This is a genomic window from Mesorhizobium sp. M0052 (assembly GCF_040323255.1).
In the GTDB taxonomy this organism is placed as follows: domain Bacteria; phylum Pseudomonadota; class Alphaproteobacteria; order Rhizobiales; family Rhizobiaceae; genus Mesorhizobium.
In genome coordinates this window covers 153,072-165,540 of sequence record NZ_JAMYUS010000004.1, presented here as the reverse complement: position 1 = coordinate 165,540, position 12,469 = coordinate 153,072, and the positions used below count along the sequence as shown (strand labels likewise).

The window sequence follows — 12,469 nt, the reverse complement described above, 5'->3', positions numbered from 1 at the left end:
ACTATTTTCTGATGAAGGTGAGATAGGCCGGCCGTCGGCCCTCGCGAAAGGCTTTTGCCTCGTAGCGTGTGCCCGGCCAGCTCTCATAGGGCCGGTGCCAGTCGGCCGCGTCCTCCGCTTGCCATAGGAGCGCACCATGCGCCCGGCAGTGCAACAAGGTCCAGTTCACATAGGTGTCGATGTCGGATGCGAAGCGGAAGCTTCCGCCCGGCTTCAGCACGCGCGCGAACCGATCGAGGTTGAGCGGGCTGACAAAACGCCGCTTCCAGTGCTTTTTCTTCGGCCAGGGATCGGGGTAGAGCAGATCGATGCCGTCGAGCGACGCCTGCGGCAACCAATCGAGCAGGCGCGTGGCGTCGTCGTCATAAACGCGAAGATTGGCAAGCGGCTTTTCCCGCACCGCCATCATCAGCTTGGCCATGCCGTTGACGAACGGCTCGGCACCGATGAAGCCGGTCGCCGGTGCCTCCGTGGCACGGTACAGCAGATGCTCACCGCCGCCGAAGCCGATTTCCAGCCGAACCGTTGAAACATCCGCTGAGAATAGCGCGCGCAATTCTGCCGGTGCCTGGACGGAGAGGTCGAGGCCATACGCCCCAAGACCGCTTTCCAGCGCCGCGGCCTGCTGCGGGCGAATGGTCTTGCCGTGCCGGCGGCCGAAGAACCCTTCGGTCGCGCGGCTCCGCCTGTCCTGTGGATCCATGGCCTGGTCGCGCGCCGCGCTTAGATTGAGATGAGATTTGGGATTGAGATGAGATTTGGGATTGAGATGAGATTTGGCTGAAATCTCATCTCAATCTAATCCTTTGTTGGAGCATGATCTTTTCCAAAAAACCGGTACCCACTTTTTGGAATCATGCCTAAGCAGCGATCGCGTCCTTGAGCGCCTTGGCCAGATCGGTCTTTTCCCAGGAGAAGGACCCGTCTCGGCCGGCCTTGCGGCCGAAATGGCCGTAGGACGAGGTCTTTGCGTAGATCGGCTTGTTGAGGTCGAGATGCCTGCGGATGCCGGATGGCGACAAATCCATCACCGTGCGCAGCGCTTCCTCGAGCTTGGCCTCGTCGACCTTGCCGGTGCCGTGCAGGTCGACATAGACCGACAGCGGCTGGGCAACGCCGATGGCGTAGGACAGCTGGATGGTGCAGCGGTCGGCGAGCTTGGCCGCCACTACATTTTTGGCGAGATAGCGCGCCGCATAGGCGGCGGAGCGGTCGACCTTGGTGGTGTCCTTGCCGGAGAAGGCGCCGCCGCCGTGCGGGGCAGCACCACCGTAGGTGTCGACGATGATCTTGCGGCCGGTCAGGCCGGCGTCGCCGTCCGGTCCACCGATGACGAACTTGCCCGTCGGGTTGATGTACCACATGCAATCGTCGGCGATCTTGAGGTCGCCGAGCGCCTCACGGATGTAAGGCTCAACGACCTTGCGGACCTTCTTGGAATCCCAGGTCGCGTCGAGATGCTGCGTCGACAGCACGATCTGCGTCGCTTCGGCGGCTTTGCCATCGACATAGCGAACGGTGACCTGGCTCTTGGCGTCGGGTCCGAGCTTGCCGGCTTCGCCGTTGTTTTCGTGACGGGCAGCGGCGAGCAGTTCGAGAATCTTGTGGCTGTAATAGATCGGCGCCGGCATCAGGTCCGGGGTCTCGCGGCAGGCATAGCCGAACATGATGCCCTGGTCGCCGGCACCCTCTTCGCCCTGGCGGTCGGCGGCGTTGTCGACGCCCTGGCCGATGTCGGGCGACTGGCCGTGCAGCAGAACCTCGATCTTTGCCGTCTTCCAGTGGAAGCCGGCCTGCTCGTAGCCGATTTCGCGGATCGCCTTGCGGGCGACCGACTTGAACTTGGCCGGGTTGACGACCGAATGCCCGGCGGCGTCCTTGAGGATGTTGCCGGCTTTGTCCCGCTTCAGCAGAGTATCGGGAACCCTTACTTCGCCGGCGATGACGACGCGGTTGGTGGTTGCGAGCGTCTCGCAGGCGACGCGGACTTTCCATGGGTCCATGCCGGTCTTCTTGGCCTCGCGATAGACCAGATCTACGATCTCGTCCGAGATGCGGTCACAGACTTTATCGGGATGACCCTCGGCCACGGATTCCGAGGTGAAGAAGTAGTTCTGCCGCGTCACGGGTGTCCCCTCTTGAAAAAACGATCGGCAGGGCTGCCGATTTTGGCGCGCCACGTGTTAACGGTGCCGGGCGCCGCTCGTCAAGCGGTGCCGCGGTTCTGGCATGAGTGTCGCAGCAATATATCTTGTACCACCGGCGGCTTGGCGCCGCCGGCAGTCGAGCCTCTGGGCTACTCGGGCCCAGGGGATTACTGGGGCCAATGGGTCAATCGACCCACCGAATCACTCGGCATCTTCGGCAGAAAGGGACTTCACAAGGTCGATAATCCGGCGGCGCACCTTTACATCCGCGATCTTGACGAACGCGCGGTTGAGCTGAAGCCCTTCCGGACTGCCGCAGAATTCGACGGCGAAAGCCATCGAAGTGTCCTCGGCAAATCCTCTATTACCCACCGGCTCCTGCCCTGGCGCATCCTCGAAAAAGAAGGCGACAGGCACGCTGAGTATCGAGGCTATTGCCTGCAGACGGCTGGCGCCGACGCGGTTCGTTCCTTTTTCATATTTTTGGATCTGCTGAAACGTAATACCGAGATTTTCACCAAGCTTTTCCTGGCTCATTCCAAGCATATTGCGCCGAAGGCGGACGCGACTTCCGACATGGATGTCGATCGGATTCGGTTTCTTCTTGTTTTCTTCTGTCATTTTTTCCTCGCCGAATTTTTCCGGCCTTTTCTATTTTTCTCGCCCAAACGAAGCCGGAGCCAACTGCCCCAACAGAAACACCAACCGACTTCGAGAAAATTAGGCGGTAACAGTATGAGTTTCTAATGTGTCGACTGTCAATTCACCCGTAGCCGTTGCCTTACGTTCAAGCTGAGGGCGATTGCGGCAAACACCAACATGATCAGCATTCCGTTAATGCGCCGCCCCGCGGCGGAGATGAAGGCTTGGCCGGAGATCGGCACCCGCACGTCGATGGCGCCACGTGCATCGACCGCCAATGCGTCGACGATGCGTCCCCGCGTATCGACAACGGCGGAAATGCCGTTGTTGGCGGCGCGCAACAACGGCAATCCGTTTTCCACCGCGCGAATCTGAGCCTGCCTGAAATGCTGGTACGGCCCGGGCGTGTCGCCGAACCATGCGTCGTTGGTGACGTTCACAATAAGCTGGGATGACGTGGCGTCAACAGCCACCAGATCAGGAAAGATCACCTCGTAGCAAATAAACGGCAAGGCGCTGATGCCGCCGGGCAGAGCGATCGGATGGCGCTCGTTGCCGGCGGCGAAGTTCATCGGCCCGGCGACGAGTTGTCCGATGCCGAAGCGGCTGAGCAGACCGGAAAACGGCAGATACTCGCCGAACGGCACCAGATGGACCTTGTCGACGGCATCAGCGATTTCGCCCTTGTCGTCGATCGCCACCACCGAATTGTAGTAGCGGCTGTCGGAATCCGCCCCCGATCCGCGCTCCTCGCGCACGACGCCGGCAATCAGCATCTGACCAGGCTGCAGCATGTCGCCGAGCGCGGTCAGCGCGTCCGGACGCTCGGTGAACAGGAAGGGTACCGAGGTCTCCGGCCACAGGATCAACTGCGGTTTGTCATGACCGGGATCGGGCGCTGCGACCGACAGGCCCATCATGGTGGCGAAGATGCGGTCGCGCACCGAGGCGTCCCATTTTTCGCTGAGGTCGACATCCGGTTGCACGATGCGGACATCGAGAGTGCGGGTTGCCGGCTTGTCGGGGGTCGCGAGCCTGACATAGCCGAAGCCGGCATGAGCGGCGACGAGAATGGCAAGCAGGACCACACCGAGACGGACATGCCGGCGTGCTGCAAGCAAGGCCGGCATGGCGAAGACAAAGACCGCCAGCGCGTTCATGCCGACCATGCCGGTCACCGACACGCTTTGCATCAACAGCGGCACGGGCATCGCCGCGTAACCGACGGCATTCCAGGGAAAGCCGGTGAACAGGAAGCCGCGCAGCCATTCCGTCAGGCCAAAAGCAAAGGCAAGGGCGGCAACGCGGCCAATATCGTTGGTCCATAACAGCCGCGCGACGACGGTGGCGAAGCCGTAGAAAAATGCCAGCGCCAAAGGAATGCCTACGACCGCGAAGGGTAAGGCCCAGGCGAAACTGTCGGCCTCCACCAGAAGCGCCTCGCCGATCCACCATAGGCCGGCGAGGAAATAGCCGAAGCCGAACCACCAGCCGATGGCAAAAGCCGGCCGCAGGCGCCTGAGCCAGCCGTCGGAAGCCTCGCCGGTGGCGCCGTCGAGGAGCCAGACCAGCAGTGGAAACGAGACGAAACAGACGGCGAAGAAATCGTAAGGCGCCTGGGCGAGCACCGCCAGCGCCCCGGCAAGAAACGCCACCAGCGCGCGCCGCCAGCCCCAAAGCAGAATTATCCGGCCGGCAAGGCGCTCCATACAGACTTCCCAGGTCGCGCGAATCAAGAGCCAAGATTTATCAGATTTATTGAAACGCGAACCGGCCGATCGCTGCGCTATCGGTGCCATCCCTCGATGGGTAGCCCGCTCAGGTGCTCGGCCTCCTCGCGCGGCACGGTGCGCAAGGTCTGGGAGAAGGTCCAGACATGGCCTTCGGGGTCGCGTGCCCGATACTGCCGTTCGCCGTAGAAATGGTCGGCAGGCTCCTCGACGATTTGGGCTCCAGCCGCCATTGCCCGCCCACAATGCACGTCCAGGCCGTCTTTCAGACGCACACAGACCGACTGAGTGTTCTTGCCGCCGACGCTTACCGGACTGGCAATATGATCGGCCCATTCGGAATCGACGATGATGTAGCCGTCGCCAAAGCGCATTTCGGCATGGACCAGCCGTCCGTCGGCATCGCTGACCACCATGCTCGGCTCGAAGCCGAAGGCCGTTTCGAGCCATTTCAATGCGGCTCGCGGGTCCTTGTAGAAGACACCCGAGCCAAAGGTTGAGTGCTTGAAGGGATCGTCGATCGTCATCGGCCGGGCAACGTTCTGTCCTAGGCCTGCTCGGTGCGGGGGGCGGTCACGCGGCGGCGACGCTCGCCCTTCTGGTTCTGGACGATGCGCACCCGCTTGACGCGGCGCGGATCGGCGTCGAGCACGTGGAATTCGAAGCCGGGGATGGCTTGCACAACCTCACCACGCGCCGGCACGCGACCGAGCGTGTTGAAAATCATGCCGCCGATCGTGTCGACATATTCACCATGCTCACCGGCGGTAAAGTCCTCGCCGATCATCTTGGCGACCTCGTCGATCTCGGCCTTGCCGTCGACGACGAACACGCCCTCGCCGGTCTGGGTGATCAGCGGCTCGTCCTCGTCATGCTCGTCCTCGATATCGCCGACGACCATCTCGACGATGTCTTCCAGCGAGGCGAGACCATCGGTGCCGCCATATTCGTCGATGACCAGCGCCATCTGGGTTCGCGTCGTCTGCATATGGCCCATCAGGTCGGAGGCAAGCATCGAGGGCGGCACGAACAGCACCGGGCGGATCAGATTGAGGTCGCCGATGGTGCGGCCGAGATCGACCTGGGCGAGGTCGAGAAGCGTCGTTGCCGGCGTCTTCCTGGATGTTCTGCCCTTCTTGACCCGGGCGACGTTGGTGATGTGGGCCAGCACGTCGCGGATGTGAACCATGCCGCGCGGATCGTCGAGCGTCTCGGAATAGACCGGCATGCGGGAATGGCCGGACTGCTCGAACAGACCGAGCAGATCGCCCAACGTCGTGGTGATCTCGACGGCCTCAATATCGGCGCGCGGCACCATGACGTCCTCGACGCGTACCTCGCGCAGGCGCAATATGTTGTTGAGCATGGCGCGTTCGCCGGGCGAGAAAGACCCGGCATCGCTGGTCGTTTCGGCAAGCGCGCCGGCGATTTCCTCGCGCAGGCTGGTGCCGTTCCGCTGCCTGAAAAGGCCCAAGACGCGGTCGAACAGGGACGGACCGGCAGGCGATGGCTCGCTGGCAATACCACCAGAAGCGGGGCTGCCGGAACTGGGACTCGGACTCGATCCCTCTTCCGTCGTATCGGAAGGCTTTGTCGCACTGCCAGCCTCGGGGCGGGCGGCAGTTTCTGGTTTGTCGTTCATCGTCGTCCGGTCAATTGGTCTTTTGTCATTACGTGTAGGGATCGGGAATGGCAAGCCTTGCGAGCGCTGAGCGCTCGATGGCTTCCATCTCCTCGGCCTCTGCATCGGTCTCGTGATCGTAGCCCAGCAAATGCAGCAGGCCGTGGATGACGAGATGGGTGATATGGTTCTCGAAGGGCTTGTCTTCCAGGGCTGCTTCGCGCGCCACCGTCTCGGCGGCCAGCACGATGTCACCCAGCATGGGCGGCAGCTTGCCACCCCTGGGGAACGGAAAAGCAGGGAAAGACAAGACGTTGGTCGCCTTGTCCTTGCCGCGCCAGCCGGCATTGAGGGTACGGATATGGGCATCGTCGGAAAAGACGATGCTGAGTTCGGAAGGACCGGCAGCAGCGGTTTCGGCAAAGGCAGCCGACACGGCGCGATTGACCAGACGCGTCAGCGCCGCCTCGTCGGGCCAGTCGCCGGCCCCGACCGACATATCGATCTCGACGGGAACCGAACTATCCCCGCCGCCAGGTCTTATGTCTTCAGGCATGAGCCCGCATCGTCACATCAGCTCTCGGCGCCGAGGCCGCGCGCCAGCTTGGCGTCGCGGTCATAGGCCCTGACGATTTCGGCCACCAGCGGGTGGCGCACAACGTCGACATCGTTGAAGCGCACGGTTACCGCGCCCGCCACGCCGTCAAGGACACGCAAGGCTTCGACGAGGCCCGACTTGGTGCTTGGAGGCAGATCGATCTGCGTCGGATCGCCGGTGACGATCATGCGCGAATTCTCGCCGAGGCGGGTCAAAAACATCTTCATCTGCATCGGCGTGGTGTTCTGCGCCTCGTCGAGGATGACGGCGGCATGCGCCAGCGTGCGGCCGCGCATGAAGGCCAGCGGCGCGATTTCGATTACCTCGGCAGCGATAGCACGCTCGACCTTGTCGGCCGGCATCATGTCGTAGAGCGCGTCATAGAGGGGCCGCAGATATGGATCGACCTTTTCCTTCATGTCGCCGGGCAGGAAGCCCAGCCGCTCGCCGGCCTCGACCGCCGGCCGTGACAGAATGATGCGCTCGACCATGCCGCGTTCGAGCAGCATCGCCGCATGCGCCACCGCCAGATAGGTCTTGCCGGTGCCGGCGGGGCCAATGCCGAAGACAAGTTCCGAACGCTCCAGCGCCCGCATATAGGCGTCCTGGTTGAGCGAACGGGCATAGATCGTCTTCTTGCGGGTGGAGATCTGGGCGGCCGAAACCTTGCCCTTGCGTTCCAGCGTCGGCAGCGTCAGCTGGTCGTCGGCGGCAATCGCCATGCGCACGGCGCCATCGACGTCGGACTGGCCGATATCGGTGCCCTTCTGGAGAATGCCGTAGAGATTGTCGAGTGCGCGGCGCGCCTGTTCGGCCGCCGAGGCCGAGCCCTTGATGGTCAACTGGTTGCCGCGCGAGCGGATGTCGACGCCGAGCTTCTGCTCGAGCCGGGCCAGGTTCTCGTCGAACTGGCCGTACAGGGCGCTGGCAAGCTTGTTGTTGTCGAAAGTCAGAACGATGTGCGCCATGTCAGAGGCCCCGGATGTCTGGTTCTGGGGCAGAGTCTTCACTTCAGCAGCGCTCAACCGTCTCTCCTCATCTGCCGAGGCCATCAAGCCAACTCGGCGAACAGGCTATTGTACCCCGTCTTCGTGATTCGCACCCGGATAATGTCACCGATTTCGCCGGCCTTTTCATCAACAATAACCGGCTGCAGCCAGGGCGAGCGGCCGACCTTCTGGCCGGCCTGACGGCCGGGCTTCTCGATCAGCGTGTCGATGGTGCAGCCGACCAGGCTCAGGCCGAAATCCTGCTGTTGTTTCAGCAGCAGCGCCTGCAGGCGTTGCAGGCGCTCGTCCTTGACCGCTTCCGGCACGTGATCGGGCATATCGGCGCCCGGCGTGCCGGGACGCGGCGAATATTTGAACGAGAAGGCCGAGGCGTAGTTCACCTGGCCCACCAGATCCATCGTCGCCTCGAAATCGGCGTCGGTTTCGCCGGGGAAGCCGACGATGAAGTCACCGGACAGCGCGATGTCGCCGCGTGCAGCGCGGATGCGCTCGAGCAGCGCCAGATAGTCCTTGGCCGTGTGCCTGCGGTTCATCGCCTTGAGGATGCGGTCTGACCCGGATTGCACCGGCAGGTGCAGATAAGGCATCAAAGCCGGGAGATCGCGATGGGCAGCGATCAATTCGTCGTCCATGTCGCGCGGATGGCTGGTGGTGTAGCGCAGCCGCGCCAAGCCGGGAATCTCGGCTAGCCGGAACAGCAGACGGCCAAGCCCCCATTCCATGCCATCCTCACCCTTGCCGTGCCATGCATTGACGTTCTGCCCCAGCAGCGTCACCTCGCGCACACCGGCATCGGCCAGCCGCTCGGCTTCGGCGACGATCTGCGCCACCGGCCGCGACACTTCCGAGCCCCTGGTATAGGGCACGACGCAGAAGGTGCAGAATTTGTCGCAGCCTTCCTGCACCGTGAGGAAGGCGGTGACGCCGCGCTTGATCATTTCGGCACGCTTCGGCTGCGGCAGATGCTCGAACTTGTCCTCGATGGCGTATTCGGTCTCGACGATCTTCTCGCCGCCACGCACCCGGGCCAGCACATCGGGCAGCCGGTGATAGGTCTGCGGGCCGATGACCAGATCGACAGCAGGCGAACGGCGGATGATTTCCGCGCCTTCGGCCTGCGCGACGCAACCGGCGACGCCGATCAGCATTTCGCGCCCAACTGCTGCGCGTTCAGCCTTCATGTCGCGGATGCGGCCGAGCTCAGAATAGACCTTTTCCGCCGCCTTCTCCCTGATATGGCAGGTGTTGAGCAGCACCAGGTCGGCGTCGGCGATGACATCGGTCGCGGTGTAGCCGTCGGCTGCCAGCGCATCGGTCATGCGCTGTGAGTCATAGACATTCATCTGGCAGCCATAGGTCTTGACGAAGACCTTTTTGGCCGAGGCGGACGCCACAGCAGCGCTTTGCAAGGCGCTGTCGGTTTCGTTCCGCTCTATCGTGTTCAAATCCATCCGGCGGCTTCTAACGCCTTTCCGTGACAAAAAACAGACGATTCTAGGTTGCGCTACCGACTCTGGCGCGGGTCGGCGAGCGCGGCCTGCATCATGGCGCGCACCTGGCTTTCCATCAGCCTCGACGTTTCCTTGCGGTTCGAGCCCTTGGAAAAGGCGATGGGCTCGCCGAAATGCACCTCGACGTCAATGGCGCCTTCGGCCATCAGCACCTTGAGATGCGGCATCAGGTCCTGATCGCCGATCCAGGCAGCGAGCGGCCGGTGGCGACGGCCGAGAGGCACGCCGTGCACCCGCGTGTAGGCAATCGCCAGCGGCTGGATGAAGACCTGCTCGGCCGCGCCTTCCGAAATCGCCATCGAGGCGGCGCCGAACAAGGTGCTCTTGAACGGCAGGATGGTGTTGCCGTCGCCGGTAGAGCCCTCGGCAAACAGCACCATGGCGTCGCCCTTGGCCATGCGGCTGGCGATCTCGCTGGCCTGGTCGCCAGCTGTCCGCTTGCGCTCGCGTTCGATGAAGACCGTACGCTGCAGTTTCGACAGCCAGCCGATCAGCGGCCATCCCTCCATGTCCGCCCGAGCGATGAAGGTCACATCGGCAAAGGAGCCCAGCACCATGATGTCGGTCCAGGAGATATGGTTCGAGGCGACCAGCAGCGGGCGCTGGCTGGACAGCGCACCTTTGACATGGATGCGCAGGCCGAGCGTCCGGACGATGAGGCTGTGCCAGGCCTTCAGAATGACCGTCTCGCGCCAGATTCCGGTCTTCATCGACAGCAGCTGCAAAGGCACAAGGACCAGCGAACCGATGACAACGAGGCTCAGCGCCAGGAAAATCCTGATTTTTCCGATCATGCAGCTTGGCCCTGCCCCAAAACTTTGGCTAGCGAAGATCGCGGCGCATGACAAGCGCGCCGGTAGGACCATGTTCGGTCGAGCGGTAATAATTGGCGCGGTGGCCGACCTGGCGGAAACCCAGCCGCCGGTAGAGGGCGATGGCAGCGACATTGGTCTCGTCCACCTCAAGGAACAGCGCCTCGGCCCGCTGCGCATGCAATTCGCGCAGTACCGCGTCCATCAACTGCCAGCCGAGCCCCTGGCGGCGATGCGAGCGCGCCACCGCCACGGTCAGAATCTCGCCCTCGCCGGCTGCAAGCCTGGCCAGCACGAAGCCGACCGGCGGCTTGGCGCCCTGGCCGATTTCGCGCGCGGCATAGCCGAACACGGTTTCCTGTTCGAGCAACGCGGCGAACTCGCCATCGGTCCAGGGCCGGACGAAATCCTCGCGGTGCAGCACCGACGCTGCCGGGCTGTCGGCGATGGTCAGCGGCTCGAGCGCATAGTCCCTGCGGCGCGGCTGGAGGAAAGGGATGCGCATCACTTTTCCTGCCTCAACAGGATGAACCCGGCCTGCGCCTTGGCATCGGCGCCGCGCAGATAGAGTGGCTTCGGCTTGTCGCCCTCGCCTTTTGCAGCGGCGAGCCGGGCGTAGACGGCAATGTCGGCGGTGGCAGCCGTCGGGCCGATATCGAAATCGCGACCGGCCGCGGCTGCGATCTGCACGGCGGCCGTGCCGGCAAGCACCGGACGATTGTCCGCCGCCATTCCCGCGGCTTGCGCAAGTGTGGTCACCGCCGGACCATAGCGCAAAATCGCTTCCGCATCGTAAAGCGCGGCATGGATTTCCTCGCGGCCGGCATCGAGAGCGGCCAGGACCGGGCGGCCGGGAAATGCCGCCCTCGCCTCGGCCGCCAGCGCCTCCAGTGTCGTTACCCCGATCGCCGGGATCTTCAGCGCCAGCGCCAGGCCGCGCGCCGCCGAGACGCCCACCCGCAGGCCGGTGAAGGAACCCGGACCGATGGAAACCGCAACGGCGCCAAGGCCGGCATAATCGGTGCCGTCCGCTTTCAGCGCTTCGTCAATGACAGCCATCAGGTGTTCGGCATGGCCTTTGCCGAGATCGAGTACCGAGCGGCCAAGTTCTCTGCCGCCCGATGCGTCATAGACGCAAGCGGCGCAGAGATTGGCGGCACAGTCGATGGCGAGCAGTTTCATGGGCGACCGGTTCGAAAAACAGTCTCCCTCTGCCCGCCACGGCGCGCCGCCGCAAGAGCCAGCGCGTAAATTGTTAAGTGGCTTCGCTTCGATGCAGGCCGGACGGCTTACGCCGCCGGCGCGATGCGCAGCATGTGGTTGTCCCAGACATAGTCGGGCTCGGAGCGCGTCGCGCCGCTGCCTTCGATGATTTCGCCAGCACCCGTGGTTGCCATGAAGCCCGGGCCGTCGGGCGCCAGGCCGCAGACCTCGACCAGCGCCTTGGTGGCGACGATCTTGCCGCTGGCGGCGTCGATGACGGCCAGCGAATTGCCTTCCGGCGAAGACACCGCGACCGTGCCGGCAATCGGGTTGGCGGCGACCGAGCCGATGTAATTCCGGAAGCCGGATAGCACGTCCTGCGGCATGTCGAGCAGCTGCAGCCCCTTGCCGCGCGTGGCGCGGCCGACCAGCGGTGGCCGCTCGGTGCCCGGCCCGCGGTACTGGCAGCCGAACCAGATGGTGCCTGTGGGGTCGGCATCCATGTGGCGAATCGACAGCTGGTGCAGAGCCGGCGGCAGTTCGTGCTTTTCGATGAGATCGCCGGTTGTGCGATCGACCAGCACATAGGACGGCTTCATGGTGGCGATGTTGAGCTCGGCGCGGCCATAGTCGGGATGGGTCTCGATGCCGCCATTGGCGATGGCGATCGTCCGGCCGTCTCCGAGCAGCAAGAGCTCATGCGGCCCCATGCCATAGGTCGGAAACTCGCCGATGCGGCTGAACTTGGCCCGTGCGTCGTAGATCCCGACGACGCCGGCGGCATTGTCGAAATTGTTTTCGGTGGCGTAAAGCAGCGCGCCGTCGGTGGAAAACACACCGTGGCCGAAGAAATGCCGACCGGTGATGCTGGCGATGGTCAGCGGCGGCTCGCGGCCGGCATGGTCGAAGACCACGGCGAAGGTGCCGGGTTGCCGGGCGAAGACCACGGAGCGCTTTGAGGCCGGATCGAAGGTGACGTCGTGGCCACGGTCGGGCAGGTCGATCGCATGCAATACTTTTCCGGCTTCCGACAACACAGCGGCGCCAAAGCTGCCGTCGCGCTTGCCGAAGGCGGTGGCAAAGACGGCATCGGCGGCAAGCGTGTCCGCCCAGGCCCGCGGCGCCATTGACGCGACGAAGCCGGCGCCGGCAGCCCTGAGAAAATCGCGGCGGTCGATCAGCGGCGTCCTCATGA

General features: G+C 63.6%; 13 protein-coding genes. All 13 read right to left on the bottom strand.

Annotated features, from left to right (window positions below):
• Position 1: 1 nt before the first annotated feature.
• The 13 genes from trmB to NKJ77_RS06570 all read right to left on the bottom strand — a co-directional run bounded on the left by trmB (position 2) and on the right by NKJ77_RS06570 (position 12,467).
• Entirely contained in the window at positions 2 to 703 is a 702-nt protein-coding gene (gene trmB, locus NKJ77_RS06630) for a tRNA (guanine(46)-N(7))-methyltransferase TrmB (protein WP_023831941.1), read from the bottom strand.
• A 157-nt stretch (positions 704 to 860) separates the two neighbouring features.
• On the bottom strand, positions 861 to 2,126 hold the full coding sequence (gene metK, locus NKJ77_RS06625) for a methionine adenosyltransferase (protein ID WP_023669551.1): 1,266 nt from the start codon (positions 2,124 to 2,126) through the stop codon (positions 861 to 863).
• A gap of 222 nt (positions 2,127 to 2,348) precedes the next feature.
• Positions 2,349 to 2,768, bottom strand: a complete 420-nt coding sequence (locus NKJ77_RS06620) for a helix-turn-helix domain-containing protein (RefSeq protein WP_023669550.1) — start codon at positions 2,766 to 2,768, stop codon at positions 2,349 to 2,351.
• Positions 2,769 to 2,905: 137 nt separating this feature from the next.
• Entirely contained in the window at positions 2,906 to 4,498 is a 1,593-nt protein-coding gene (gene lnt / locus NKJ77_RS06615; RefSeq protein ID WP_023831940.1) for an apolipoprotein N-acyltransferase, read from the bottom strand.
• Positions 4,499 to 4,575: 77 nt separating this feature from the next.
• On the bottom strand, positions 4,576 to 5,046 hold the full coding sequence (locus NKJ77_RS06610; protein ID WP_023831939.1) for a VOC family protein: 471 nt from the start codon (positions 5,044 to 5,046) through the stop codon (positions 4,576 to 4,578).
• A 20-nt stretch (positions 5,047 to 5,066) separates the two neighbouring features.
• Positions 5,067 to 6,161, bottom strand: coding sequence for a hemolysin family protein (locus tag NKJ77_RS06605; RefSeq protein WP_023831938.1), 1,095 nt, complete (start codon positions 6,159 to 6,161; stop codon positions 5,067 to 5,069).
• A 28-nt stretch (positions 6,162 to 6,189) separates the two neighbouring features.
• Positions 6,190 to 6,696: an rRNA maturation RNase YbeY gene (gene ybeY / locus NKJ77_RS06600; protein ID WP_023692587.1), complete on the bottom strand. Its 507-nt coding sequence runs from the start codon at positions 6,694 to 6,696 to the stop codon at positions 6,190 to 6,192.
• Between the two features lie 17 nt (positions 6,697 to 6,713).
• Entirely contained in the window at positions 6,714 to 7,706 is a 993-nt protein-coding gene (locus tag NKJ77_RS06595) for a PhoH family protein (protein WP_027049340.1), read from the bottom strand.
• Positions 7,707 to 7,789: 83 nt separating this feature from the next.
• Positions 7,790 to 9,199 carry a tRNA (N6-isopentenyl adenosine(37)-C2)-methylthiotransferase MiaB gene (gene miaB, locus NKJ77_RS06590; protein ID WP_023831937.1) on the bottom strand — a complete coding sequence of 470 codons (1,410 nt, stop codon included), beginning with the start codon at positions 9,197 to 9,199 and terminating at the stop codon, positions 7,790 to 7,792.
• A gap of 53 nt (positions 9,200 to 9,252) precedes the next feature.
• Positions 9,253 to 10,053, bottom strand: coding sequence for a lyso-ornithine lipid O-acyltransferase (gene olsA, locus NKJ77_RS06585; RefSeq protein ID WP_023696735.1), 801 nt, complete (start codon positions 10,051 to 10,053; stop codon positions 9,253 to 9,255).
• A 28-nt stretch (positions 10,054 to 10,081) separates the two neighbouring features.
• Positions 10,082 to 10,576, bottom strand: a complete 495-nt coding sequence (rimI, locus tag NKJ77_RS06580; RefSeq protein WP_023669542.1) for a ribosomal protein S18-alanine N-acetyltransferase — start codon at positions 10,574 to 10,576, stop codon at positions 10,082 to 10,084.
• Positions 10,576 to 11,253, bottom strand: coding sequence for a tRNA (adenosine(37)-N6)-threonylcarbamoyltransferase complex dimerization subunit type 1 TsaB (tsaB, locus tag NKJ77_RS06575; RefSeq protein ID WP_023669541.1), 678 nt, complete (start codon positions 11,251 to 11,253; stop codon positions 10,576 to 10,578). The genes rimI and tsaB overlap by 1 nt, the downstream gene beginning before the upstream one ends.
• A gap of 107 nt (positions 11,254 to 11,360) precedes the next feature.
• On the bottom strand, positions 11,361 to 12,467 hold the full coding sequence (locus tag NKJ77_RS06570) for a DUF1513 domain-containing protein (RefSeq protein ID WP_023692588.1): 1,107 nt from the start codon (positions 12,465 to 12,467) through the stop codon (positions 11,361 to 11,363).
• Positions 12,468 to 12,469 lie beyond the last annotated feature (2 nt).